This window comes from Rhodococcus sp. PvP016, assembly GCF_017832185.1.
Taxonomy (GTDB): Bacteria; Actinomycetota; Actinomycetes; order Mycobacteriales; family Mycobacteriaceae; genus Rhodococcoides.
The window spans coordinates 4,045,313-4,068,599 of record NZ_JAFIBH010000001.1; the positions used below are offsets into that span (position 1 = coordinate 4,045,313).

General features: G+C 65.3%; 28 protein-coding genes. 14 read left to right on the forward strand and 14 right to left on the reverse strand.

Translation table 11 applies throughout. The features are described from left to right. Positions 1 to 89: 89 nt before the first annotated feature. Positions 90 to 977 carry a LuxR C-terminal-related transcriptional regulator gene (locus tag JOE30_RS18875; protein ID WP_204868536.1) on the reverse strand — a complete coding sequence of 296 codons (888 nt, stop codon included), beginning with the start codon at positions 975 to 977 and terminating at the stop codon, positions 90 to 92. A gap of 353 nt (positions 978 to 1,330) precedes the next feature. Between JOE30_RS18875 and JOE30_RS18880 the strand changes: the two genes are divergently transcribed. Together JOE30_RS18880 and JOE30_RS18885 are read left to right on the forward strand one after the other, a co-directional pair. Then, complete coding sequence (locus JOE30_RS18880; RefSeq protein WP_204868538.1) at positions 1,331 to 2,617, forward strand: MFS transporter; 1,287 nt, start codon at positions 1,331 to 1,333, stop codon at positions 2,615 to 2,617. Positions 2,618 to 2,701: 84 nt separating this feature from the next. After that, positions 2,702 to 3,862 (forward strand): serine hydrolase domain-containing protein, encoded by a 1,161-nt coding sequence (locus JOE30_RS18885; RefSeq protein WP_204868539.1) that lies wholly within the window; start codon positions 2,702 to 2,704, stop codon positions 3,860 to 3,862. 31 nt (positions 3,863 to 3,893) lie between these two features. On the opposite strand, the gene JOE30_RS18890 is transcribed toward JOE30_RS18885, so the two are convergent. Continuing rightward, positions 3,894 to 4,880 carry a LacI family DNA-binding transcriptional regulator gene (locus tag JOE30_RS18890; protein ID WP_204868540.1) on the reverse strand — a complete coding sequence of 329 codons (987 nt, stop codon included), beginning with the start codon at positions 4,878 to 4,880 and terminating at the stop codon, positions 3,894 to 3,896. Between the two features lie 172 nt (positions 4,881 to 5,052). Further along, positions 5,053 to 6,216, reverse strand: a complete 1,164-nt coding sequence (locus JOE30_RS18895; protein ID WP_204868541.1) for an erythromycin esterase family protein — start codon at positions 6,214 to 6,216, stop codon at positions 5,053 to 5,055. An 86-nt stretch (positions 6,217 to 6,302) separates the two neighbouring features. On the opposite strand from JOE30_RS18895, the gene JOE30_RS18900 reads away from it, so the two are divergent. Then, the gene (locus tag JOE30_RS18900) at positions 6,303 to 6,998 is read left to right on the forward strand and encodes a MerR family transcriptional regulator (protein ID WP_204868542.1); all 696 of its coding nucleotides are present in this window, start codon (positions 6,303 to 6,305) and stop codon (positions 6,996 to 6,998) included. Positions 6,999 to 7,036: 38 nt separating this feature from the next. On the opposite strand, the gene JOE30_RS18905 is transcribed toward JOE30_RS18900, so the two are convergent. The 4 genes from JOE30_RS18905 to JOE30_RS18920 form a co-directional block, all read right to left on the reverse strand. Further along, complete coding sequence (locus tag JOE30_RS18905; protein ID WP_204868543.1) at positions 7,037 to 7,456, reverse strand: pyridoxamine 5'-phosphate oxidase family protein; 420 nt, start codon at positions 7,454 to 7,456, stop codon at positions 7,037 to 7,039. Positions 7,457 to 7,659: 203 nt separating this feature from the next. Further along, entirely contained in the window at positions 7,660 to 9,363 is a 1,704-nt protein-coding gene (locus JOE30_RS18910) for a CocE/NonD family hydrolase (protein ID WP_204868544.1), read from the reverse strand. Between the two features lie 294 nt (positions 9,364 to 9,657). Then, positions 9,658 to 11,085, reverse strand: coding sequence for a serine hydrolase (locus tag JOE30_RS18915; protein WP_204868545.1), 1,428 nt, complete (start codon positions 11,083 to 11,085; stop codon positions 9,658 to 9,660). 340 nt (positions 11,086 to 11,425) lie between these two features. After that, the gene (locus JOE30_RS18920; protein ID WP_204868546.1) at positions 11,426 to 11,629 is read right to left on the reverse strand and encodes a hypothetical protein; all 204 of its coding nucleotides are present in this window, start codon (positions 11,627 to 11,629) and stop codon (positions 11,426 to 11,428) included. Between JOE30_RS18920 and JOE30_RS18925 the strand changes: the two genes are divergently transcribed. Then, the gene (locus JOE30_RS18925) at positions 11,628 to 11,807 is read left to right on the forward strand and encodes a hypothetical protein (RefSeq protein WP_204868547.1); all 180 of its coding nucleotides are present in this window, start codon (positions 11,628 to 11,630) and stop codon (positions 11,805 to 11,807) included. The genes JOE30_RS18920 and JOE30_RS18925 overlap by 2 nt on opposite strands. Positions 11,808 to 11,854: 47 nt before the next feature. On the opposite strand, the gene JOE30_RS21840 is transcribed toward JOE30_RS18925, so the two are convergent. Next, positions 11,855 to 11,989, reverse strand: coding sequence for a hypothetical protein (locus tag JOE30_RS21840; RefSeq protein WP_371831687.1), 135 nt, complete (start codon positions 11,987 to 11,989; stop codon positions 11,855 to 11,857). A 108-nt stretch (positions 11,990 to 12,097) separates the two neighbouring features. Then, complete coding sequence (locus JOE30_RS21845) at positions 12,098 to 12,682, reverse strand: VOC family protein (RefSeq protein ID WP_371831688.1); 585 nt, start codon at positions 12,680 to 12,682, stop codon at positions 12,098 to 12,100. A 130-nt stretch (positions 12,683 to 12,812) separates the two neighbouring features. On the opposite strand from JOE30_RS21845, the gene JOE30_RS18935 reads away from it, so the two are divergent. Continuing rightward, the gene (locus JOE30_RS18935; protein WP_204868548.1) at positions 12,813 to 13,619 is read left to right on the forward strand and encodes a MerR family transcriptional regulator; all 807 of its coding nucleotides are present in this window, start codon (positions 12,813 to 12,815) and stop codon (positions 13,617 to 13,619) included. Positions 13,620 to 13,830: 211 nt separating this feature from the next. After that, positions 13,831 to 14,547: a DUF899 family protein gene (locus JOE30_RS18940; RefSeq protein ID WP_204868549.1), complete on the forward strand. Its 717-nt coding sequence runs from the start codon at positions 13,831 to 13,833 to the stop codon at positions 14,545 to 14,547. Positions 14,548 to 14,644: 97 nt separating this feature from the next. Here JOE30_RS18940 and JOE30_RS18945 read toward each other — a convergent pair whose 3' ends face one another. Then, on the reverse strand, positions 14,645 to 15,106 hold the full coding sequence (locus JOE30_RS18945) for an antibiotic biosynthesis monooxygenase (RefSeq protein WP_204868550.1): 462 nt from the start codon (positions 15,104 to 15,106) through the stop codon (positions 14,645 to 14,647). A 129-nt stretch (positions 15,107 to 15,235) separates the two neighbouring features. Here JOE30_RS18945 and JOE30_RS18950 point away from each other — a divergent pair, with 129 nt between their 5' ends. Then, complete coding sequence (locus tag JOE30_RS18950; protein ID WP_204868551.1) at positions 15,236 to 16,222, forward strand: SMI1/KNR4 family protein; 987 nt, start codon at positions 15,236 to 15,238, stop codon at positions 16,220 to 16,222. Between the two features lie 570 nt (positions 16,223 to 16,792). Here the strand turns inward: JOE30_RS18950 and JOE30_RS18955 are convergent. The 3 genes from JOE30_RS18955 to JOE30_RS18965 form a co-directional block, all read right to left on the reverse strand. Beyond that, entirely contained in the window at positions 16,793 to 17,053 is a 261-nt protein-coding gene (locus JOE30_RS18955; RefSeq protein WP_204868552.1) for a DUF3263 domain-containing protein, read from the reverse strand. Between the two features lie 531 nt (positions 17,054 to 17,584). Further along, on the reverse strand, positions 17,585 to 17,788 hold the full coding sequence (locus JOE30_RS18960; RefSeq protein WP_204870859.1) for a three-helix bundle dimerization domain-containing protein: 204 nt from the start codon (positions 17,786 to 17,788) through the stop codon (positions 17,585 to 17,587). 220 nt (positions 17,789 to 18,008) lie between these two features. After that, a complete protein-coding gene (locus tag JOE30_RS18965; RefSeq protein WP_204868553.1) occupies positions 18,009 to 18,641 on the reverse strand; it encodes a hypothetical protein in 633 nt (210 codons plus the stop codon). Between the two features lie 263 nt (positions 18,642 to 18,904). On the opposite strand from JOE30_RS18965, the gene JOE30_RS18970 reads away from it, so the two are divergent. From JOE30_RS18970 to JOE30_RS18990, 5 genes are all read left to right on the forward strand, one after another. Continuing rightward, complete coding sequence (locus tag JOE30_RS18970; RefSeq protein ID WP_204868554.1) at positions 18,905 to 19,048, forward strand: hypothetical protein; 144 nt, start codon at positions 18,905 to 18,907, stop codon at positions 19,046 to 19,048. Between the two features lie 31 nt (positions 19,049 to 19,079). Continuing rightward, complete coding sequence (locus JOE30_RS18975; RefSeq protein WP_204868555.1) at positions 19,080 to 19,313, forward strand: hypothetical protein; 234 nt, start codon at positions 19,080 to 19,082, stop codon at positions 19,311 to 19,313. Positions 19,314 to 19,434: 121 nt separating this feature from the next. Beyond that, the gene (locus JOE30_RS18980; protein ID WP_204868556.1) at positions 19,435 to 20,733 is read left to right on the forward strand and encodes a dicarboxylate/amino acid:cation symporter; all 1,299 of its coding nucleotides are present in this window, start codon (positions 19,435 to 19,437) and stop codon (positions 20,731 to 20,733) included. 89 nt (positions 20,734 to 20,822) lie between these two features. Next, on the forward strand, positions 20,823 to 21,017 hold the full coding sequence (locus JOE30_RS18985; protein WP_204868557.1) for a hypothetical protein: 195 nt from the start codon (positions 20,823 to 20,825) through the stop codon (positions 21,015 to 21,017). Between the two features lie 333 nt (positions 21,018 to 21,350). Further along, positions 21,351 to 22,061 (forward strand): DNA gyrase subunit A, encoded by a 711-nt coding sequence (locus tag JOE30_RS18990; RefSeq protein ID WP_204868558.1) that lies wholly within the window; start codon positions 21,351 to 21,353, stop codon positions 22,059 to 22,061. Positions 22,062 to 22,127: 66 nt separating this feature from the next. Here the strand turns inward: JOE30_RS18990 and JOE30_RS18995 are convergent, their stop codons facing one another. Next, on the reverse strand, positions 22,128 to 22,334 hold the full coding sequence (locus JOE30_RS18995) for a hypothetical protein (RefSeq protein ID WP_204868559.1): 207 nt from the start codon (positions 22,332 to 22,334) through the stop codon (positions 22,128 to 22,130). On the opposite strand from JOE30_RS18995, the gene JOE30_RS19000 reads away from it, so the two are divergent. Both JOE30_RS19000 and JOE30_RS19005 read left to right on the forward strand, forming a co-directional pair. Further along, a complete protein-coding gene (locus tag JOE30_RS19000; RefSeq protein WP_204868560.1) occupies positions 22,333 to 22,698 on the forward strand; it encodes a PLDc N-terminal domain-containing protein in 366 nt (121 codons plus the stop codon). The genes JOE30_RS18995 and JOE30_RS19000 overlap by 2 nt on opposite strands. After that, positions 22,682 to 23,149 (forward strand): hypothetical protein, encoded by a 468-nt coding sequence (locus tag JOE30_RS19005; RefSeq protein ID WP_204868561.1) that lies wholly within the window; start codon positions 22,682 to 22,684, stop codon positions 23,147 to 23,149. The genes JOE30_RS19000 and JOE30_RS19005 overlap by 17 nt, the downstream gene beginning before the upstream one ends. Positions 23,150 to 23,287: the final 138 nt, after the last annotated feature.

Here is a 23,287-nt window from a genome sequence, read left to right on the forward strand (position 1 = left end):
GGCCTTGTCGAAGTGAGCGCAAAGCTACGCAGGTTCCGCCACGCCCCACTACCCCCGCATTGGGGTGCCGCCGACGCGGCGACAAACTTTCACGGCAGCAAGCCACGTTTGCGCGCCTGCACGACCGCTTCGTGCCGGGAGTGCGCATCGAGTTTCCCCATCGCGGTGCGTAGATAACTCTTCACGGTTTCCGTTTTGATCGACAGCCGTTGCGCGACATCACTGTTGCTACAGCCCAGGGCAACACAGGCAAGCACATCGACTTCGCGGGAAGACAGGATCACCCGTGAATCTGCGTTGCCCGGACGAGTGAGCTCGGCCAATCGTTCGGTCATCTCCAGCAGGCTGCTTCGCAGCGCACCGTCAGGCACGGAATGGATCAGCGGGCGCAGCTCTCCGTATATCTCTCGAATGCCTTCGGCCATCGACTGATCACGGGGCACGTGTCTGCCGAGAGAGTCGAGGAGTCGGATCCGGCGATCGACCTCGTCTCGAAGGACGATTTCTGCACCGATTCGTTTGCCCGCGTCGACGAGGAGATCGCACGTCCGACCACCGATCGCCGATGCTTCGCGCAGTCCCGCATAGAGGACGGCACGCGACGTGCCCCCGACGACGATCGGCACGGCGATGACGGAACGCAGCCCCTCCACCAGGACCGGCCTGTCGTACTCGTGGCTGATCGTCGACGAGGAGTGATAATCGTCCACCCATTGAGGGGCGCACCGGTTCATGGCCCGTCCACCGAGGCCGGACCGGGGTGAGATGGTCAAGTTCTTCAGTGCCGCGGTCCGTGTGCCCAGCATCTCGGATATCACCAACGTCCCGCTCGACACGGAGCCTCCGAAGAGAGTGACGGGGGACGACCACGCGTGCGCGATCGAACGAAGCTCCGAACGCAGAACGTCGTCGTCGCGAGGGCGTAGCAACTCTCCATGGGGTCGTTGGTCGCTGGCCACACTCACCTCCGTCGTCATCGAATGCGATCTCACCGCCGGCCTGTCCTTCCGATCCTGTCCCGAAGTTTCGACAGTATGACCCGGGTCATACTCGTACCACCCCCGAATGGGGGGGGCGGCACCCGTGGCAGATCGGCGATGCGCTCGCACTTCCCGCCGTGCTCAGCGGTAGCTGCTCGCGCTTCTGGCAGGAGCGCGGTGGATCCACGTCCACCGCCGCCTCGAGCCCGTTCGCGGAGGAGTACATCCGTGAGGGGTCGGCCCTCTGACCGTTCGAGCCCCGTGGAGTCGGACATGTATTGCGCATCACATCTGCGATGGTCTACCTTCCAGCTAATACGAATTAGTCGTGATGCCACCTGGAGGATCCCGTGACGCAATCCGAACTCGGCACCGCACACGCGGCACAGCCGCTTGCACCGGACGCCCGAACTCATGCCGGGCTCGGCCGCTTGCTGGCGCTGCTGTTCCCTGCGACCACGGCGATGTACGCGGTCTACAACGGCATCGGACAGATACTCCTGCCAGCACAGATCGAGGCGATCGATCCTGCTTCGAAAGTAGGCAACCTCGCTCTGATCACGACGATCGCCGCTGTCGGATCCTTGATCGCCCTGCCGATGGGGGGCGCGGTGTCGGACCGGACGCGGTCACGGTTCGGCCGACGCACACCGTGGATGGTCGTGATGTCCGTGCTCACGGCCGTGTTGCTGATCGCACTGGCCGTGACGGACAACCTGATCGTCATGGGCTTCGTCGTGTTCGCCCTGCTCTATGTCACAAGTTTCCATCAAGGCGCGATAGCGGCGATCCTGCCCGATCGCATTCCCGTGGAACGCCGAGGCCTGGCGTCCTCGGTGATCGGCCTGGGTACCCCCGTGGGCATCCTGGTGGGGGTCAATCTCGCGAGCCGGGTGTCGCCGATCCTGAGCTATCTCGTATTGGCCACGGCATTCGCGGGATTCACCGTCCTGTTGGTCCTCGGATCGAGGGAGCCCTCGTCGTTGTCGCTACCACCCCGAGAGAAGGCCGAGAGTCGTCGATCCCCGACAGCGTTCGCGCGCTCGTTCTTCTCAGCCTTCTCCACCGCGGATTTCCGACGTGCTTTCGTCAGCCGATTCTTTCTGTTCCTGGCCTACTTCACGGTGAGCGGCTACCTGTTCTACACGATGCAGGACTACATCGGGAAGGACAAACTCCCCGGCGGTGATGTCGCGGTCGCAGTGGCGACGCTGTCCACGGTGTCGACGGTGACCTGGGTGGTCGTGGCCGGCGTTGCGGGCTGGCTCGCGGACAAACTCGATCGGCGCAAGATGTTCGTGGGTACGAGCGCAGTGGGCATGGGCGTGTCTCTGCTCGTTCCCATCCTCAGTCCGACGTGGATCGGAATGCTCGTCTACTCGGTTCTCTCAGGTGCATTCATCGGCATCTACTTCGCAGTCGATCTCGCCTTGATGTCACTCGTACTGCCGGACAGGGACAACGAGGGCCGCGACTTCGGCATTCTCGCTGTTGCGACCGGACTTCCCCAGATACTGTCCTCGGTCATCGCCGGCGGCCTCATACTCACGCTGGGTTATTCGGCCCTGTACGTCTTCAGTGCACTGTGCGCCGTGTTGTCCGGCATCGTGGTGTTTCGTATCCGGTCCTTGCGCTGACCTGCCCCCGACGAGAGAAGAACTGAGTCTTCCATGCCACTCGATGTGACCGCGAGAAGTCCGCTGCAAGGTGAGTGCGACCCGATGCTGCGTTCTGTCGCTGACCTGTTCGCCGACAGCGTCGCCTCAGGCGCTGACATCGGTGCCGCACTGTGTGTCTACATCGACGGCGAGAAGAAGCTCGACCTCTGGGGCGGCACAGCCGATCCCACCACCGGACGGGCATGGACACACGACACTCTTGTTCCTGTGTTCTCCTGCAGCAAAGGAGTTCTCACTCTCTGCCTGCTGATGCTCGTCGAGGACGGGCGCGTGAGCATCAGCGACCGCGTCAGTGATCACTGGCCCGAGTTCGCGGCATCCGGAAAAGAGGACGTCACCATCGAACAGGTCCTCGCGCACCGAGCAGGGCTTCCCCTCGTCGAGACGACACCGTCACTCGACGAACTCCTGACCGGCGACGCGATCGTGGCGACCCTGGAAACACAGGCACCTCTGTGGGAACCGGGAACGGACCACGCCTACCACGCTGTCACATTCGGAAGTCTTATCGGAGAAGTGATTCGACGGGTCACCGCCCAGAGTGCAGGACAGTTCCTCCACGCTACCGCGGCCTCGGCATACGGACTCGACACGTGGATCGGGCTTCCCCCGTCGGAACTCGACAGGGTCGCCACTGTCATCGCGCCACCCGACGCGTGGACCGAATCGGCCACGCTCGACATGATCCGGTCACACGTCGAACGTGACGACAGGGTCCTGCGCGCCGTGACGATGAACGGTGCACTACAGATCCCGGTACCCGGTATCGAGATGGAGTGCTCGCTGAACGACCCCGACGTACTCGTACGCGAGCTGCCGGCGGCCAACTGCACCACCACCGCACGATCACTCGCCAAATTTTATGCAGCCGCGATCGGCGACATGGATGGCCGTGGGCCGTTCCTGTCCCGGGAGCTGCGCGAGGATGCGACCAGAGTTCGAAGTCGAGGTGACGGATTCTTCGGACTGCCGGGAGTCGACAATCGGTGGGGTCTCGGCTTTCAGGTGACCGGCCCGGTGCGGCCGATGCTGGGAACCTCGAGCTTCGGGCACGACGGAGCCGGCGGAGCCCTGGCATTTGCTGATCACGCCCACGGTGTGGCCTTCGCCTACACGCCCAATCAAATGGGGGGCATTCCGGACGAGAGGGCTAATGCCCTCGTGTCCGAAGTGGGCGCGTGTCTGCGGACGAGCGGACGGTGATGGTTCGAAAAAGTCACACCGGCGTTCCGCCTCAGGTGGATTGACGCTCGATCACGGAGAGAAGCTCGGCGGGCCGACCTGTGTCATGAGTATCGACGGACCGCACGAACGGCAGACGGGTCACTATGGTGGACGCCAGATGCGCTGCATAGGCCCCCAGGCCGAACGCGACGGTCGTCAACCGGGGCTGGACCAACGACGACACCGCCAGATCGTCCACACCGATGACGGCGAGATCTGTCGGGACTGCGAGGGATCGCTCCCTGCACGAATCGATGATCGACAAAGCGATCAAGTCGTTGTACGCAGCGACAGCTGTCGTGTGGGTTCGCATCATCTCGTCGACCGCCTCGCGTGCGTCCTCGCGCCGAACCTCACTCGATCTCACCGCGACGAGGTCGACTCCAGCCTCAGCGCACGCCCGCCGGGCGCCTTCGAGGCGAGGCTCGGAGAACCGCGCCTCCCTGGAGTCCGAGGGAGAGGCGTAGGCGATTCGCTGATGGCCTTTCGCCACGAGATGCCGGACCTGCAGAGTGGAGATGGCGCTCTGGTCCAATCCGATGTGGTCGACACTCTTCGATCCGAACACGTCGTCGATCAGCGGTACACCGGCTCTGTCCAGCGCAGCGGTCGACACAGAGTCCAGGTGCCCGAACGCCACCACGACCGCCGGGTTCACCTGTTGCCACAATTCGGTGTCTGAACGCTGCCGCTCGTCGGACTGATGGAAATAGACGCAACTGAGATCAGATCGGGCCAACGCCGTGCTCAGCTCCACTTTGAACTCTTCCATCGCGTGCGTCACCGGCATGTCCGGCAGCAGCACGAGCACCACCCCGCTCGTCCCGGTGCGAAGACTGCGCGCTGCCGCCGAGGGGACATACCCCAGCGCGCGCGCCTTCGCCAACACGTGATCGCGAGTCTCGGCCGAGATGCCCTGATCGTCACGGCCGTTCAGCACGAAACTGACCGTGGTCTGCGACACCCCCGCAGCGGACGCTACATCCCTGCTCGTCACGCGGGCCACATCAACTCCTTCCGAACCACGACGCGAGCTTAGTCCGATGAGCTCACCGCGCGGCCCTCGACGAGATCGAGAAGATCACGGGACCGCGGCACCTGCTGAGGGCACTGCACCATGCTCATTCTTCGGTCACACCGCTTCGAACGGCTCTGATGTGTTTCGACCGTCACCAGTACCGGTGGCGGTGCCCGTCGGTGTCGGCGATGAACACGACCGCGTCGGTCCCGGACAGATCTGCCGGAGACAGTGGTAGGTGACCAGGCACGATCGGCGGACCTGCGGTCACGGACCCGGGCAGAGCGCTGCGTAGCGCGTCGGACGGGTACAACGCGCGTCGCACCGTGGCCTCGGCCACCATGGCCTGCAGTGTCCCGGCGGGTGCAGACGGGTTGGCATCGGTCGCGATGACGACGTACTCGTCGCCGAGGTCGCGGGCCAGGAGCGCACCTGCTGCAGCCCACCTCGCCTCACCCGGCAAAGCCGAATCGCCGCGATGCAGGTGCGAGTTGTGTGCGAACACCAGGGTCGGCCCGTGGCGGCGTTCACGCGCGACGATGTCACGAAGATTGTCGGCCATCATCTCTGCGCGTACACCGAGCAGCTGCCCGATCCGATCGGGGGCGCTGCTTGCCATCGCCGCGTGATAGCGAAGCAGTCCCTGCGCGATGCGTGCGTGCGCAGACACCTCCCACTGCGCGTCCGGTGGCAAAGCTGCGGCCAGGCCGTCCGCGATCGAGCCGAGAATTCGGGCCCTGTCGGTTCCGCCGATCGACGCGGCGGCGTCGTACATCGCGTCGGGGGCGGTCCAGTCGGCGTCGTCACCGAGGAGCTGGTCGAGTTCCCCTGTTCCGGGAGGCAGCCCCACGTCGGGGGGCAGGGCTTCCACGACGAACCGCAAGAACGTGCCGGGGCTCGGCGCGCCCGAGTACTCGACGGGCGCGTCGAAGCCGTGGAACCGGACCTGATCAGCCGGCGCCTGTGCGGCGTTGTGATCGCGTAGCCATTCGAGCAGTTCACGGTTGCCCGGAACGGCGCCGAACCCGTGGCTGAACCCGGTCGCGAGCACCTCGTCGAGATCCGCTGTTCCACCGGCCACGTACTCGTCGACGATGGATGCGGCGACGATGTCGGTCTCGAGGGCCACCGATCGGAATCCGCGTGCGACGAGATGCACGAGCATCTCGTTGCGCAAGCTCGTGAAGGCGGCGATTCCGTGCGTCGGCTCGCCGAGCCCGAGGAGGACGGCCGGACGCTCGGCCAGGAAGGCGTCCACCACGGGGCCGAGGTCGTCGCCGAGTTCTCGGGCGACGCTGTGCAGTTCAGCGGGCATGGGTTCGACGGTATCGTTGAACACCCCATTGGCACTTCGGCAGAATTCTGCAGGGAATTGCCCTGTCAACCCTCGATCGAGGCATTGTGAGACCTACCGATCTGGCCCGTGCACACGGATTGTCCACACAGGCGATTCGCAACTACGAAGAGGCAGGCGTCCTACCTCCGGCAGCTCGGTCGGACTCCGGCTACCGGCGGTACACACTCGTGCATGCCGCGGCGCTCGACGCGTTCGTCGCACTGCGCCGCGGACACGGATACACACCGGCGGTCGAGATCATGCGCGCAGTCCACGCCCGTGACGATGCCTCCGCCTACCGAACGATCGACGCCGGCCACGCGGCCCTGCACACCGAACGTCGCACCTACAGCGATACAGCCGACGCCCTCGAGTACCTGTCGACGGCAGCACCGCGGCCGATCGAGGGGCGCCCGATGACGGTCGGTGAACTCGCTCGACGCCTCGACCTGCACCCGGCCACGCTGCGGGCTTGGGAGGCGGAAGGAATAGTGCGACCCACGCGCTCCCCGACGACCGGATACCGCGAATACGACGCCGAGGCCGTCCGGGATGCCGAGATCGCGCGGCAGCTCCGGCGCGGCGACTACCGACTGAGTCAGGTCGCGGACTTTCTCACGTCGTTGCGCGGAGCCGGAGGTGTCGACGCCTTACGTTCATTCCTCGACGCGTGGCAGACGCGGCTGACCGCGCGGAGCCACGACTTCCTCGTCGGTGCGGCTCGGCTCGATGCCTATCTCCGTCTTCGCGACCACCGATGAGGTGAATGACGGGCTCCGGTGTGACCACATTTCCGGACTCACCGTGCGGCCCAGCCTGTGACCTCGATGATGCGGAACACATGAATGCGGGCGAACGGCTCGCCCACGTACTGCGAGAACCGGCGTCGCAGCTGTGCAGAAAGATCGTCGACCTGACGGGGAGAGGGATCCGCCTCCCAGCGCAGCGACGCCCGGACCCACCACAGTTGGGACCAGTCATCTCGGTCCCACTGCTCGACGAGCAAGGTCGCGCGCCGATCGGCGTCGAGATTGCGCTCACGCTGCAATCGGAATGTCGACTTCGGTTTCACCCGATCGACCGGGACACCGATGAATCCGTCGTCGGCAGCGAAGACACAGGGCACTGCATCGACGCCGCGGGTGGCATGGACCGTGCAGAGGACACCATGGTCGCGGGCGGCCAGACGCGCGACGGCCTCGCTGCGGGCGAGCCTCATCAGAAAGCATTCGTCGTCGGCATCTCACGATTGTGCCGACCGGCGAACCGAGCCACAACGGACGTCCGACCATCTCGTGCCACCGGAACCCGGATCCGTCGAACTCGTCGTCGGTACGGATGCCGAGAGACGTACCGCCGCGTCGCGACGCGCTTCTCCCCTCCCTCGCGGACCGGGTGACGAGCGTCGGACGTCCGGACGGGTCAGGTCCCCGGCGTCAGAAGATCGTCCGGTGCGCCCGGGATCAGCGGGATGACGACACGGGATTCCCGACCTGGTTCGTGCAGAACGGCTTTGGTGCTGATCCGGGCCGGAGAGCTGGGTCCTTGCGCGACGTCGTCCGGATTGCGATCCCAGCGCGGGAAGCTGCTCGAGGTCACGTGCACACGGATGCGATGGCCTGCACGAAAAACGTGACTGGTCGACCACAGATCGACGTCGCATTCCATCGGACCCTCGGGAAGGGCCGAGGTGCGGCGCACTCCGTCGACCACATTTCTCGACGTGCCTGCTTCGTCCACGTCGCACATCCGCACCACCCAGTCCGTGCCGGCTCCATCGCTCTGGAAGCAGATGGTCGCGGTGACGCGACCAGTGACCTCCACATCGTGCTTCAGCACCTCTGTCGTGTAGCAGAGAACGTCGTCCCGAGCCTCCACCGGAGCCTGGTTCAGTTGCCCCGCTCGGAACTCACCCGACAGCTGGGCCGCGCCGCCCACTGTCGGCACAGGATCAGCGGAGTCGTACACATACGAGTCGGCCGGCTCGACGTCGGTCGGGGCCTCGAAGGACAAGGTGCCACCACCACGAAGGTAGAGCGGAGTGAAAGTTGTGCGCGCCAGAGGCCACTCCTGCTCCTCCCTCCAGACATTGGTGCCCATGACGAAAATGAGAACCGGTGGCAGACCACCCTCGTCGCCGGTCGGCGCGTCAGTTCGGAGCTGGTCCTTGAACCACTGCGCCTGGATGTCGGCGAATCGTCCTCGATACCCGAGCAACTCGGTACTCGACGCGATGCCGAAGTTCGTGTCGCCGATCTGAGGTCCCCATGAGGTGTGGGCCCACGGTCCCATGATCAAGTTCGACGGCTTCTGCGCCGTCGTCATCCCCACGAAGTTGTCCAGGGTCCCCTGACAGAACATGTCGAACCATCCGCCCACATTGAGCGAGGGAACTTGCACCGAATCGTAATGACCGGACACCATGCAGGCGGTGTCCCACCCCGGATCAGCAACCGCGTGTTCGAACCCCAACTCCCGAACATCGTGGCGCACGAATGCCGGGTGGCTCCCGGCGGGCAGCTCCCAGTAACCCTTGTGCGTGACATCGTCTATCTCGCTGATGAGCGCCGACATCGCAGCACCCAACGTATCCAGCCGGCCTTGATGCTTCCGCTTGACTGTGTCCAGCCCTTGGGTCAGGGACCAGGGTAAGGAGAGCCCCAGTTCGAGTGCCCCGCCCCGCGAGAAGAGGCCGTCGTGGGGATCGGAGAATGTGGTCATCGGCATGACGGCCTTCAGTGACGGCGGTTGTTCCATCGCCGCCATCCACTGAGTGTTGCCGAGATAGCTGCCGCCGAACATGCCGACCGAGCCGTCGGCACCCGGAAGACGGGCAGCCCACTCGACCGTGTCGTATCCGTCTCGCGCTTCGAAAGTCCACGGTTCGAACTCCCCGTCGGACGAGAACCGGCCGCGCGTGTCCTGGAACACCACGATGATGCCCTTCCCGACGAAATCGAGAACGTCGAAGTGACCTATCAGCGCTCCGCTGTCCTTGCCGTACGGGCCTCGCAGGAGTAGCACGGGGCACGGTCCGGCGCCTTGCGGACGGTAGATGTCGGCACGCAGAACGACTCCGTCGCGCATGGTTGCGGGCACGTTCTTCTCGATCGATATGTCGAACACGACAATCCTTTCCGTTTCAACGCGTCAGGCGCGTCTGGTCAGCGACGGTGACGGCGAGCGGCAGGGATGAGGCGCATAGATGACACGACCCACGCTGATGGACGGTTCCGTCTCGTGCGCGATGTGCAGCGTCCGCAGGGCCGGGTGATCGCAGATCACCCGGCGGTCCGAGGCACTGAACGCAACCGTACCGCGGCGTGTGTGTCCTTCGGCACACCCGAATGGGGGGATCGCGCAACGGGGTGCGGGTACGGCATCGGCGTGGAGACCACAGGCCAGAGCGACAGTCGCTCACTACGCCCCACGGACACGTCGACACCCGACGACCTGCCCCAGCACTACGACCACGGCGGCAACAACGATCGCCCCGAGCAACATCCACACCAGCAGAGTCACATCCGGAGCCCACCTGCCTGCCACCGCCAACCCCGCGCCGGTCGACGCAGACATTCCGAACAGGACGGCGATCACGGCCGCTGTCCCCACCGCGAGTGCGACGACCCCGCGAACGACCGCGACTCGTCTGGTCCGCGGAGACATCCTCCCCGAGACGATGCTCACCGCATGAACGCCCATGCCGACCACCAGCGCCGCGATGATCGCAGCGAGCGCTCCGAGCACGGTGGACGCCGAGGACTCGGGAAGCTCGCTCGTCCGTCCACCCGTCACCGACGTCGTCAGGTTCCGGCCGACGGCCGCGAGTCGATCGGCCTCGATCTCACCGTATCGGTTCGCCGCCACCACGATTGCTGTGTCCAGGGATGGAATCAGAGAGACGTAGGTGTAGTAGCCGGGCACCGCACCCGCATGCCACCAGACATCGTGGCCATCGATCCTCTCGTGGAACAGGCCGTCACCGTAGGTGGTCGAACCCTGGCCCGTCGGCACCTCGCGATTCCGGGCTTCGCCGTCGTGACCTTCCCGCAGTCGCCACGACGCATAACGTCCCAGGTCATCGATGGAGCCGGCGAGGTAGCCGTATCCCAACCCCGCCGAATCGACGCCGACGTCGACCGGGCGGGAGGAACCGAAGAACGGAACGTGTCCCCGCGGAACACTGTCGACGAACAACTGCGGGTCGGTGATGGCGTCACTGCCGGCGGGATCGAGCACGAGACGGCGTACGGCGTCCGCGTAGGAGGACCCTCCGGCCTGCTCGATCACAGCCTGCAGGAGCAGGTAGTTCAGACTCGAGTACCGGAACTCACCACGAGGACCGGCCCCTTTCGGCGCGTCGAGGGCGGTGACGGCGTCGGTCGCGGAACCCCTTCGGGTCCACTCGTCGGTGACGGTGATGTCCTGCGGCAGCCCGCTGGTGTGATGAACGAGGTCGTCGACGGTCACTGCGGGGTCGGAGAGCACGCGGCGAGCCTGCGGGACCACCTCGACGACAGGGCTGGTCGCATCGAGAACACCCTCGCACTCGAGGCCCCTCGCTGTCGCTGCCGCGAACTGCTTCGACACCGACCCCCAGACGAACGGGGTCGACCCGTCGATGTCGTGACCGTCCCCGTCGACTCCCACTAATGCCGCAGACCGTGCACCGCCGCTGTCGACGATCCGTGCGGCCATGCCCGGTGCACCGATCTCCGAGGCCCACCGAGTGACGAGGCCCTGCAACGACTCCTCGTCGTGCGCTCGACCGGCCGCCGGGCAGATCGACAGTGCGAGCAGGGTCAGGGCACCCACGAGTGCGGCGACGACTCGTCGTGCCGCGGTCATCGCCGTGTTCCCGTCAGCGCCGTCGCGCGAGTGACCCGGCTGCGTGGCGACGAATCGGGCACCGCTGCACGATCATTCATTCGTGTGGTTGGCGAAGGTGTCTGCACACGAACAACACTAGGAACGATCCGCTCGCCCGGACATCCGGGAACACCCCGACCTCACCCCGAGACCGGATGGCGATGGAGTGGGTACCGCTCTCGTATCCCCCAGCCATGCCGTCGTGCGACCAGAAACACCTGCGTTCCGTTCATCTCGGACGCCCGCGCCGTCGACCGCCGTCGTGTGACACGTTCAGCGGCCGCCCGACCGGCCCGGTCATCCTCGTCACGTCTCCGTCTCACTCGAGTCTGTCGAATCGCATCGCCATCCACGTCGTCCAGTTGTTGCCGTCGGACCGTTCCCACCGGGCTGTCATGTGGTCGGCGCCGGCCCTCATGTGGAACCAGCTACGAATGCCGTCTCCCGCCAGAAAGAGCAGGTCGGAGTCGTGCATCGACAGCCGCATGAGCCCGGGTTCGGCGGAGTCGTCGAAGGCGTACATGAGCCAACCCCCGTCGGGGGTGCGATCCGCCGATGAGTTCGTGAACGAGGGTGTGCTGCGCGCCCACGACGACGTCGACGTCGTGGGTGATCCATTGCCCGCCAGGCAGTACGGAGTACGCGTCCGTACCCGATATCTCACCGTCAGGTCTCCCGTGACTGTCCAGCACGGTGCCTGAACTTCGCCACCGGCCGAGGAGCGGATCCAGGAGACTCAGCGGGGGCGTCACCGGCCGGCCCGGACGGCGGCGTCCAGTGACGCCAGCGATTCGTCGAGGAAGGTCGGCGGAACTGCCGGCAGGCCGCCGATCTCCTCTCGTGTCGCCGCGGGGGTATCAGCCCAGTCGTAGGTGAGGGTCACCCGCGTTCCGTCGTCGTGCGGTGCCAGGTCGTAACGCCACCACCATCCCCCTGCATCGAGGCCGCCGGAGGAGTTCTTCGTACACGGCAGCCACGCGATGATGCGGTCTCACTCGAACGCGGTGACGACGTTGTGCATCACGTACTCTCCGCCCGCTTCGTCGAGATACATGTTGACCGCGAAAGATTGTCCAGGACCGGTGATCCGGTCAGAGTCGACGGCTCCGCGGACCCAGTCGGTCGGTTCGGTGTGTCGGTGTTTGTCGGGGTCGGCCAAGAACGCGAAGACGTCCGACGGTGATGCAGCGATAGTGCGGTGCGAGGTATATCGCTCGGTCGCAGGCATCGTATCGGCCGATGACCGGGACAAGATCACCTTGTTGCCGGCGGGGTCGGTGAGCATGGCCAGCTCGAACTGCCCTGAAGGCACCGTGAATTTCTCGGCGTCGATTCCGCGAGAGCGGAGTTCCGACAACGTGCTGTCGAGGTCGGGCACTCCGAGGACGACGTCGTGTCCGCCGGCCCGCGCCGGGTCGAGATAGACCTGGACTCCGCGTCCGTCACCGAGGTCCCATTCGGCGTCGGGGTCCATCGGCCGTCGATCGAAGGTGCGGCCGAACAGTCTCGTGTACCAGTCGATGGCGGTGTCGTGATCGTCGACGAACAGGATTGCCAGCGTGGTCGTGATCTGCATCGTGAACCTTTCGCTTCGCTCGGTGTCGTCGGTTGTGACCGATCAGCGCTCGCAAACTCATCGCACCGGAGCGACATATCCCACCGATGGAGTTGCTCCTGACGCGGCGTGAGGTTCTAGCGTCACTGGTGTGAGCGAGAAAGCACTCCGAAAGCAAGCCGGCGAGGTGTGGAGGGTGGGTGCCTTGGCGCAGCGGACCGGTCTGTCGGTGCGTGCGTTGCACCACTACGACCAGATCGGGTTGCTGACCCCGTCCCAGCGTTCCGCGTCGGGACACAGGCTCTACAGTGCCGCCGACGCTGAACGTCTGTATCGGATCCGCGTGTTGCGGCGTCTGGGGTTCCCGTTGGACCGCATAGCCGACCTGCTCTCCCAGTCGCAATGGCAGCTCGAAGAAGCCGTCGCCAATCACCTCGTCGATGCTCGACGGACCGCGTCGGTGGCCACTCGATTGGTCGCACGGCTCAGCGACATCGCCACGGCCCTCGAGGAAGTGGAGGGCCTTTCCACAGAACAATTGTTCTCGACGATCGAGGAGATGAACATGCTCGATTCACCGATCCGCGAAACGACGTCGATGCTGGTCTACGACGACCTGGCCGCTGCCCACGATCATCTGGTGCACGTCTTGGGTCTGTCGGCCGGCCCAGTGCACGTCGACGACGACGGCGCCGTGGTGCATGCGGAGGTGCGCGCCGGTCACCACGTCATCTGGCTGCATCCCTGTGGTGAGGGCTATCAGCCTCCGGCGCGACTGGGGGCCGCCACGGGCATGACGGTCATCGTGGTCGACGACGTCGACGAGCACTATCGGCGCTGCACCGCCGCGGGCGCCGAGGTCATCGAAGAACCGATCGACCAGCCGTACGGGGTGCGGGAGTGGGGCGCCCGCGATCCGGAAGGTCAGCAGTGGTTCTTCCACTCACCACCCCGATGAAGGACTCCGTCCGGTGCGTTCCGGGAAATACCGCCTCCCGAGTCTGTCCACCACAGCATCGCCTCCCTCGCCGTCCGCTGGACAGGGCGCCGCCGTCACCCCACGGGGTCGAGGCACTCTCCTGGCGCAGCAACGAACGCGGCAGGCCGTCTGACCGAACCCACCAGATTCATGCTGGATCGCGGATGTCGGCAGTGCCTACGATGCGGGCATGAGCATCGCGAAGCCTGCCGTCGTCTCCGCCTCCGAGTGGGAGTCCTCCGTCTCGGCCCTCAGGGCGCACGAGGAGCGTCTGGCAGCCGTGCTCGAGGAGACCGCGGCGGCGCGCAAGCGGATGCCGATGGTCCTCGTCGAGGACGAGTACCTGTTCGAGGGGCCGGAGGGCGTGGTCCGGCTGGCGGATCTGTTCGAGGGGCGCAGCCAGCTGATCCTCTACCGCTTTTTCTTCGAGGAGGGTGTCGCGGGCTGGCCCGATGCCGGATGTGCGGGCTGCTCCTCCTGGGCAGACGGCGTCGGGGACCTCGGACTCGTTCACGCCCACGACGCCACCTTCGCCATGACGTCACCCGCGGAGCAGCCGCAGCTCGCGGCGTACAAGGCGCGGATGGGGTGGGACGACGTGCCCTGGTACACGATCAGGACGCCCTCCTTCACGAGCGACTTCGGGGGGACGGAGTGGTTCGCGCTCAACGTCTTCCTCCGAGTGGGCGACAGCGTGTACCGCACGTACTTCCTGCAGAACGGGACCGTCGTCGGGGGCATCGGAAGCGTCAACAGCCTGCTGTCGCTCACGCCCTACGGCGGCCAGATCGAGGGCGAGGACGTTCCCGACGGATGGCCGCAGGCGCCACACGCATTCTGGATGCGCCGTCACGACGAGTACACGGAACCCGCCCCGTCCGCCGCGAACAGGCCCTCTGAAAGCTGAACGGGCGCAGGGGTCGGGCGAGGATCGACGCAGGTGCGCGCGGGAAGCCGTGCCACTTCATGACTCGGGGGCACCGCAGGCCGGCTCGCGTGGCGTTTCACGGAACGCCGCGAAGACGCGAAGTCAATGGGCTGTAGATCGTCACGCCGGCATTGGTGAGTGCCTCGCGAAGCTCTGCGTTCGGCTCGCCGCACACTTCGCCGGTCATGACGCATACCTCCGAGAGGGGCTCCATCATTCGGCCGATGTTGCGCATGTGCTCCAAGCCGGCCGCCGAGTCACGATAGCGCTCATGCACGAATGCCTCTGTGCCCTCGGCGTTCACGAAGAAGCAGTACTCCAACGTCCCGGTGTCGAGGTCGCGGACGATGTCGACGCACTCCCGGGCCAGCTTCTCGAATTTCTCGAGCCCACCATCGAAGATCTGGATCCGCGAGGTCCCGCGCAGCTCGTCGGCGGCAAGGCGGCCCGGCTCGGCGGGCTGCCGGCCGGGCTCGTCGTCGTCTCTGGAGCTCCTCATGGTGGAAAGCGTAGAGGCCGCGATGGCAGGATGCTCCATGACGAGCGATGGTGTTGCCGCAGTTCTCGTCGCAGGTGAGCACAGATCGGGCTGATCAGGCCAGGCGATGGGCGTCCCGCCGAAACCATTGTGCAATCCGTTGTGTACCACCGCGGCTACGGTGCATGCATGACTCTCACCGAGGTGTGGTCCTCCTACATGGCTCTGCTCCGCGACCGCTACCCGGCGACGGCAGAGTCGGTGCTCCCGCCGCGCTCGGAAGGTGAGCGTCGGGAGCTGGAACGGGCAACCACACCGTGGTCGGACGAACTACGCGAGTTCTTCACGCTCCACAGTGGGCAACGTGTGCCCACGGGCACCGAGCACTTCGTCGGGACCGTTCTGCCGCACTATTCCCTGCTCACGTTCGAGGAGATCGTGTATCGGCACAAATTCCAGCTCGAGCACCCCTTCGACATCGACGACCTCGGTGAGGAGTGGCCTTCGGAGGTCGCAACCCAGGAGGCAGGTGACACGGCGTACATGTTCCTCCCTGAGTACATGCCGATCGCCGAGGACGGCGCTGGCGGATTCTGTTACGTCGACACCCGCAGTGGACCTTTACAGGGGTGCGTGCGCTTATTCGGCAACGACAGCGCCGACGAGGGCGGCGTGGCGTACGAGTCGCTGGCCGACTACATCGACGCCGTACGGCTCGACGCCGAAGGGGGAACAGAGCATGACGGACTCGTTCCGACCGTCGAGCAGGGAGCCCTCATCTGGGAAGTGGATTTCTCCGACAGGCCGCCACCGCCGCCGACTCCCCCGCCTACGCTGCTGCGGTTGCCGTTCGCTCCCACAGATTTCCGGCCGTCCCAGTGGACCGATGACGACGACATCGTCGATCTCGATGCTGTTCGGTCGGCCGTGATCGCTGCCGCTCGCGACCGGTATCCGGGGGCAGTGGTCGAGGATGCACGTGCTGTGTACCAGCGCGTTCCTCGTCAGCGCGGCGCCAACATGAACTGGTGGTTGTCGATGAGCGGCACCGGTAGTCTGCCGCCGTTCGGCAACGAGCGCATCTTCACCGCATTCATCACCGGCGAAGGTGACGACGTCATCGTCGTCGAGGCGATCCCGGGCGGGTACACGATCGAGGTCGTCGAAGACCGTTGACGCGGACGGTAGGCAGGCCGCGCTGTGCCGAAGTCGAGTCGTGCAGATCGCTACCGTTGGTTGCAAGTAGTCATGAACGGAGCGCCCAACGACGCCCCACCGCGAGAGCAGTCGCCAACACCGTCACCACGACGAGCACAACCACGACCCACGTCTCTGGGGACGTGGTGAGTCCCAGCAACCACGCAGCCGGGTCAAGCTCCTCCGACATGAACGCCCTGGCATGGACCGGGTGTACGTACGCGCTGCAACCAACGACTGGTACGGGTAAACCGTTGCAAAGTTTGCAGGTGTGCCCCTACCGTCGCGGCATGCATGTGTACTTCCTCTGAGACGGCTGAGTTCAGGCCCTCCGCGCTCGCCGAGTTCTGCGAGCCCAGCGGCGGCCGCTCATTCCGGACCCATGGTCAGGAGACCATAGGACGCGAGAGCAGCCGTCACCACGGGACACAATGCGAGTCCTACGTGACGACCGGTCGTGGCCGGAAGCATCCCACCTGGCTCAGTCGTGGCGAGTGTCGTCGACGACGTGGCAGCGGCAACTGACGAGACGTGTCGAGGACCAGTGGGTCACTGCCAGGCAGGCACGTTGTGGCGATGCTGCGAGCGGATGCGGCACTGCAGGCGCAGCGCCGCAATTTCGGGCGCCGTCAACGCCTGCGTCACCGTCGGGTCTCCGCTGTCGACGACACGCGCGAGCCGCTCGTGAAACTCATATCCGGGGACACCGAACGTCACGAGGATCTCCTCATCGGATCCGCCGCCGTAGGGCAACCACCGACGCGCGAACTCGATCATTCCGCGAAGGCCCTCGGCCTGACTCGTACTCATCGCACCATCATCACGGCCGACGAGCCATCGCACCCGACTATGAGCCGAGTCGACACCTGCCGTTCACCGCACCGCCACTCCGGCTACCTGCGCAGAGAGCATCCTGCACTCGCCGCAGACCCACCTCGACCCGATCGCAGGAGTCCCCCGATGTCCTACATCCTCTTCGACACCTTGCTCCCCTACCTCGGTGAGCACTCCGCCGCGTACTGGGCTCACCTGCTGGTGATCACCCCGGTCTGACGGGAACCGTTCACGGCGGCAATCCCGTTGGAGTAACCGACAATCCACCATTCGTTCACCAGTGCTCAGTACCAATGAACAGGCATTCCTGCCACCACCACTCGACCACGGGAGCTCCCATGATCACCGACCTCGCAAGCTTCGTCGACTTCCTCGGCGCCTTGTCCGACATCTTCGGCGGCAGCAGCGACTTCCTCGACGGACTCAGCTTCTTCAGCTGACACACCCCCGCACCCTGCACGGTCGCCCACGTTCTGGGCGGCCGTGCACTGCTGTGAAGACGGTGTGTCAGTGCGCTGCAGTGGAGCGCAGTGCCTCTCGTGCGTTGCGCTCGACGAACAGCGGCACGAAGTCCCGCACCGAGCGTCCCTCGAAGCGGGCGTACTCCGCCGCCACGGTCTGTTCGATGTCGTGTCGGCTCACCCCGGGCAGGGCGGCGGTGAGCCGGTCCTGCACCGCCGCGAGGTGCTCCGATTCGCCGGTGGTCGTCATCTGCTCAGAATCGACCTCGTGTCGGGACCGAGTCAAGGTGACGCCGAGTTTTGTGGCGTTCAACCTCACCATCTCCGCCGCACCGAGCTGCATTCTCAGGCGGGTCACGTGGGCCGATGGGGCCGCGCCACCTGTGCAGGAACGAGGCGCTGGCGCCGCCACCGAAGCGTGACGTCGCCGCGACGAAGGACGACCCCCGAGCTCCGACGACGGTGGACGATTACCTGGCGTCGCTGACGTGACCCTCAACCGACTGCGGGTCGCCGCTCGACGCGCCGGCATCGGTGCCGGTAGCGGTTCTGCGGGCGAACAATACGGCGCCGATCAGGACCAGCAGGCCGTGGGCGACGCGAATCCAGGGTGGGGCATAGAACTGCGGCAGGAACAGGACGAAGCCCGCCGCGAACACTGCGGCGCCGACGCCCCCGGTGCGCACTGCCAGCACTACGGCGCCGGCCGCGATCAGGATCAGACCGACGCCGAACATACTGACCTGGAGCAGGCCGTAGCGGATGGGATCGGCGAGTTCGAGGAGATCCGCACGGCCGGTGTCGAGGGCGTCTTGTCCCACCGCGTGCAGCGCGAACGTCTCGGCGCCGTAATAGGGCAACACCAGGGCGACACCGAGAAGGATGGTCGTGTCGACGAGTGCGCCGACTCGTGCCTGGCGCGCGACGAAGACCAGACACGTGAAACCGACCATTGCAGCGACGTGAGCCGCCAGCCAGAGTGGCGATGCGAAGGCCTCGGCACCTCCAGTGCCGATTTCGGTGGAGTACGGCCGCAAGGCCGAGTAGAGAGCGAACAGCAGTCCTGTGGTCACGAGCAGCACGGGTGTCGGGCGTGAACGCATCAAGATCCTCCATCATGGAGAGCGGTGCTCTCGGTGGCCGCCAGTATCGACAGAGGTAATGACGGGCGCAAGCGCGATTGTCCCGATCCGGAGCCCTCGGCCCGCCGCGGACGACCACGCCGCGACCGCCTGACGTGCACAGACGTGCCCGTGTGGACCATCCGAGCAAGGGAAGCGAATAGCCAGTTGACATCCACTGTTCATATCGACGACGCCCGCCCCGTCGATTGCCGTCTGCCTTCAGCACCGACTACGTGCTCAAAATGACCGCGGAGCAGCTCGAGGGGATGTCGCGCGAGATCCAGTCGGTGATCGAGAAGTGGCGTGCGCGAGCAGAGTCAACGGTCGCGCCCGCCGAGAGCAGCCACGTCATGGTGTTCGCGCACGGGTTCCCGTTCGAGCCGTGACCACGACACAGGGGCAACGAAAGGAACAAGGATGCACCATCTTCCGCCCGAGCTGCACCTCGAACTTCACCGCGCCGAACTGACCCAGTACATGACCACGCAGCACCGTCGCGTCGAAACACGACTGCAACGGCAGGCTCACCGCGACCGCCGCCGTCTCCTCCGTGCGCAGCAGCGCATGACGCGAGCAGCGCAACAACTCGCCCGAGCCGACGCCGCGGCAGCCCGGTCTCGGCACCGTCTGCACGCCATCTCCGGAACCTGAGAGAGGCGCATGCAGACGACCTTCACAGCCGCGTCACCACGACCTGCCGATGCCCTGAAGCCGTAACGGCCTCGAAATGCAGCTGACATTCGGGGGTAGTTCGGCCGACCTACCTTGAGCCATGAAATTTTTGAGGCACCCTGCAGGCCAGATCGGGATCGCCGCGATAGGCGGAATCGCGTTCGGATTGGTGGTCGGGGACTGGGCCGCCAATCTGAAGTTCATCGGTGACTTGTTCATTCGGCTCATCCAGATGTCGATCGTCCCGCTGGTGATGGCGTCGGTCATCGTCGCGACCGGGTCGATGACGGGGACCGGAACGGGCAAGATCGCGTTCCGCACCTTCAAGTGGATGATCGGCTTCTCGTTCGTGGCCGCGGTCCTCGCGTGGGTTCTCGCCAGTGTCATCCGGCCCGGTGCCGGCATGGTCTTCACCCAGGAGCTGGACCCCAGCCTCGAGGCATCGGCCGGGGAGGCGCTGGGTTGGCAGGACACGGTGCTCAACTTCGTCTCGACCAACGTCTTCGACGCCATGTCGACGGCGACGATGGTGCCCATCATCATCTTCTCGCTGTTATTCGGGATCGCTCTGCGGATCCACGTCAACAACACCGGCGACACCACGGTGCTCACGTTGCTCGATCAGATCCAGAAGATCGTGCTCACAATGATCCGGCTGGTCATGTTCGTCGCCCCGGTCGGAGTCTTCTGTCTGCTCGCCGCACTCGCCGGCGATGTCGGATTCTCCGTCGTGAGCACGGCGCTGAGCTACTTGGGCACGACGTTGCTCGGCGTCCTCATCCTGACCGCACTGTTCGTCCTCGTCGTGACGGTGCGGACTCGCCTGAACCCGTGGAAGCTGCCCAACAAGCTGACCGAGCAGACCGCAGTGGCGATCACGACCACCAGTTCGGCCGTCACTTTCCCGACCGTGCTGAGGAACACCGTCGAGAAGGTCGGTGTCAGTCAGAAGGTCGCGAACTTCACCCTGTCGATCGGGTTGACGATGGGCTCCTACGGCGCCGTCCTCAACTACATGGTCGTGGTGGTGTTTCTGGCGCAAGCCGGGGACATCGACCTCAGTGTCGGGCAGATCGCGCTCGGGATGGGGCTGGCGATCCTCCTGAACATGGGCACGATCACGGTGCCGGGAGGGTTCCCTGTCGTCGCGATGTTCCTGGCCACCTCGCTCGGACTCCCCTTCGCCGCAGTGGGTCTGCTGATCGCCGTCGACTGGTTCGCAGGGATCTTCCGTACGTTCCTCAACGTCAACGGTGACACCTTCGTCGCCATGCTCGTCGCCAACGCCGACGACGAGATCGACCGCGACGTCTACAACGGCGTCACGACGGTGACCGCCGACGAGATCGACCTCGACGAATACCAGGACGCGCTGGCCAGCGCCGACCGAGCCGACTGACCCTTCGCGGCAGAAAGGGTTGTGGAGCTCCGCCATCGAGCACAGAGGAAGTCGCTGACAACGCGAAGTGTGCAACAGTGCGTGCGTGCGTGACTGCCGGCAAGTTTGCGGTCGACAACATGGACTGGCTGGTTCTCGACGGGCGAACGGTCTCGCGTTCTATGGACGTGGTCGTCGCATCCGCAGTGATCCTCGGGGTGACCCCCTTCTTGTCGAACGTGACCTCCATCGAGCAGCTGACTGGCAGGCCGATGTCCAGTCGGCGGTGTGGTGGAGAACTGTGACTCCACTGCGGGCGTTGCTGGTGCACTACGGCGCAAAAGAAGCCACGGGCGCATTGGGTGGCGCGGGGAGAACATGCGGTGCTGCTTCCGCCACGGTAGCTCCGGGAACGGGAACAGATCGGCTCTGTACGCGCTGCCCTCGTCGGGAAGCCGGGGTTCGTAGGGCGCGTCGACGACGACGCTGGTCTGGTCACCGAAGTGCAGCGCTGCGGCCTCCGCGCCGAGTACGACGAACCCGATGGCAGCGGACCAGGTCGGCAAACTTCTCTTGCCACACATCCGATCACGCATACGGGGTGCAGCGATGGAAACAGACCTGGGAGAATGCTCACGATGAAGCGGATACTTTCGCTGGTGGTGGTCGTTCTGGGGCTGATAGTTGCCGGAGTCGCCTACACCTACGACGACGTCGACAGCTCGTGTTTCATGCGTTTCGACGACAACGTCCGGTCGCTCGCGCAGGCCACCGCGGACAGTGGCGGCGCATTCCAATTACGACGGATCGACATCGACAACAATGCGCGCCCGTTCCCAGTAGTCGGCGGAACGTGCAAAGCCACTAGCATCCGAATCGGCGACGACGGAACGGCGGTCGCGAGCGCCCCCGGCGAGACGACGTTCGTCGACTGGCCGCGCACCGCGGCCACAATCGCGGGACTTCTGCTCGCTGCGCTGGGGCTCGCGGGCTATTCACGGTGGAGGTCGGGCGGCAGGTCACCCGGCGGTGTTCGGACGGGCTCGGCGGGGTCACAAGTTGACCCACCGAGTCGACAGCAGATGCTCTCGTCGGTCGAGGAACGCCTCGACATACTGACCGCGGTCGACGCTGCCCTCGAATGGCGAAGGGACGTGGTCCGCGTCGTGGAGGATGCGGCCGATCCGGATGCCGCGCGCAGCGCTGTGAAGGCGTTGTTGCAGGTTTCCGATATGGGCGCGAATGCCGTGCTGGCGATGCAGCTCAGACGGTTCACTGTCAGCGAGAGGGCCGCGATCCGCGAGGAGGTCACACAGCTGCAGGACGAGCACCGACAACTCTCCGGATAGCGACCGAACGCTTCGGTGTCAGTCGGGATCACGGTTACGAAAGGTGGTGCAGGGAATTATGTTTCCCTACTTGACGTCAGGCCCGACGTCGTGGCTGCTGGTGGCGCTCACCGTCCTGTGCGCGGTGACGGTCATCGTGATCGTCTGGTTGATCTTCAGGTGAGTGGGAGAAGCCGGCAGAACGTGATTGGCGGCGCGCATTCCACGCTGTATTCTGCCATCGACCAGTCGAAACCGTACGGTGTCGTTCTCCTCGAAGGTGGTGGCGTTCATGCCGTATCTCGGCCTGCTCGTGATGGTGTTGTGGGTGTTCTGTCTGATCGACGTGATCACGGCCGACGACATCGGTGTGCGCCACGTGCCCAAGATGGTGTGGCTGCTGGTGGTGTTGTTCCTCCCGCTGCTGGGGTCGTTGCTGTGGCTGGCGGCCGGCCGGCCGATCGGCGGCGGCATCTGGGGCGGCAGCGACCGGGCACGACGTCGACCGACATCAGGTTTCGCCGAATACGACTATCGCCCCGGACGGGCCGTCGCGCAGGATCCGGAAGCTGACGCCGAGTTCCTGCGTCAATGCCGCGCCCGCGCGGAGGAACAGCGGCGGATCGAACGGGAACGCCGCCGTGCCGACGGGTACTGACACCGCACCGACACCCACACTGCCCCGGTCGGGCACCCGCCGCTCGAGGCATCTCCTCGTAGCTCTCGCCTTGTCGGTCGGCCTGATCGGTTGCGCCACAAGCGGTCCCGCTGAGACGAGTCCCGAGCAGACGGCCGAGGACCGCGCCGCAGCCGCAGCCGCCGAGACGGTGCGCCGCTACTTCGACGCCTACAACGCCGGCGACGTGCAGACTCTCAACGAGAACTCGTGCGCGGCCGCGCAGCGATCCGATGCGACACCTCCCCCGTATCCGACGATCGTGCGCGACATCGGAACCCCCGTCATCACCGGAGACTCGGCGTCCGTGCCGGTGACCATGTCGATCAACACCGATGATTCCTCGTCGCCATCGTCGACAGTGACGGTCCCACTGGTCAGGGACGGCGGACGGTGGACGTTCTGCGTGGTGGAACGCACCTCCAACGGGTGAGGTTCCACCCGGCCGACCGGTCCGCGCGTGGGGCTACGAACCACGAGTCAGGGCCCGAATCGAGTAGGCCTGCCGAAGCGACGACACCCGAACACGGATCGACCTCCATACGAACGCCGAGGAGGGGGCATGTCAGGT

What these genes read in the sequence shown, in the direction of transcription:
- JOE30_RS18875 (WP_204868536.1), bottom strand. Translation starts at nt 977, where the DNA reads ATGACGACGGAGGTGAGTGTGGCCAGCGACCAACGACCCCATGGAGAG.
- JOE30_RS18885 (WP_204868539.1), top strand. Translation starts at nt 2,702, where the DNA reads ATGCTGCGTTCTGTCGCTGACCTGTTCGCCGACAGCGTCGCCTCAGGC.
- JOE30_RS18895 (WP_204868541.1), bottom strand. Translation starts at nt 6,216, where the DNA reads ATGCCCGCTGAACTGCACAGCGTCGCCCGAGAACTCGGCGACGACCTC.
- JOE30_RS18905 (WP_204868543.1), bottom strand. Translation starts at nt 7,456, where the DNA reads ATGAGGCTCGCCCGCAGCGAGGCCGTCGCGCGTCTGGCCGCCCGCGAC.
- JOE30_RS18915 (WP_204868545.1), bottom strand. Translation starts at nt 11,085, where the DNA reads ATGACCGCGGCACGACGAGTCGTCGCCGCACTCGTGGGTGCCCTGACC.
- JOE30_RS18925 (WP_204868547.1), top strand. Translation starts at nt 11,628, where the DNA reads ATGAGCCAACCCCCGTCGGGGGTGCGATCCGCCGATGAGTTCGTGAAC.
- JOE30_RS18920 (WP_204868546.1), bottom strand. Translation starts at nt 11,629, where the DNA reads ATGTACGCCTTCGACGACTCCGCCGAACCCGGGCTCATGCGGCTGTCG.
- JOE30_RS21845 (WP_371831688.1), bottom strand. Translation starts at nt 12,682, where the DNA reads ATGCAGATCACGACCACGCTGGCAATCCTGTTCGTCGACGATCACGAC.
- JOE30_RS18940 (WP_204868549.1), top strand. Translation starts at nt 13,831, where the DNA reads ATGAGCATCGCGAAGCCTGCCGTCGTCTCCGCCTCCGAGTGGGAGTCC.
- JOE30_RS18945 (WP_204868550.1), bottom strand. Translation starts at nt 15,106, where the DNA reads ATGGAGCATCCTGCCATCGCGGCCTCTACGCTTTCCACCATGAGGAGC.
- JOE30_RS18950 (WP_204868551.1), top strand. Translation starts at nt 15,236, where the DNA reads ATGACTCTCACCGAGGTGTGGTCCTCCTACATGGCTCTGCTCCGCGAC.
- JOE30_RS18955 (WP_204868552.1), bottom strand. Translation starts at nt 17,053, where the DNA reads ATGAGTACGAGTCAGGCCGAGGGCCTTCGCGGAATGATCGAGTTCGCG.
- JOE30_RS18960 (WP_204870859.1), bottom strand. Translation starts at nt 17,788, where the DNA reads ATGACGACCACCGGCGAATCGGAGCACCTCGCGGCGGTGCAGGACCGG.
- JOE30_RS18965 (WP_204868553.1), bottom strand. Translation starts at nt 18,641, where the DNA reads ATGCGTTCACGCCCGACACCCGTGCTGCTCGTGACCACAGGACTGCTG.
- JOE30_RS18970 (WP_204868554.1), top strand. Translation starts at nt 18,905, where the DNA reads ATGACCGCGGAGCAGCTCGAGGGGATGTCGCGCGAGATCCAGTCGGTG.
- JOE30_RS18975 (WP_204868555.1), top strand. Translation starts at nt 19,080, where the DNA reads ATGCACCATCTTCCGCCCGAGCTGCACCTCGAACTTCACCGCGCCGAA.
- JOE30_RS18980 (WP_204868556.1), top strand. Translation starts at nt 19,435, where the DNA reads ATGAAATTTTTGAGGCACCCTGCAGGCCAGATCGGGATCGCCGCGATA.
- JOE30_RS18990 (WP_204868558.1), top strand. Translation starts at nt 21,351, where the DNA reads ATGAAGCGGATACTTTCGCTGGTGGTGGTCGTTCTGGGGCTGATAGTT.
- JOE30_RS19000 (WP_204868560.1), top strand. Translation starts at nt 22,333, where the DNA reads ATGCCGTATCTCGGCCTGCTCGTGATGGTGTTGTGGGTGTTCTGTCTG.
- JOE30_RS18995 (WP_204868559.1), bottom strand. Translation starts at nt 22,334, where the DNA reads ATGAACGCCACCACCTTCGAGGAGAACGACACCGTACGGTTTCGACTG.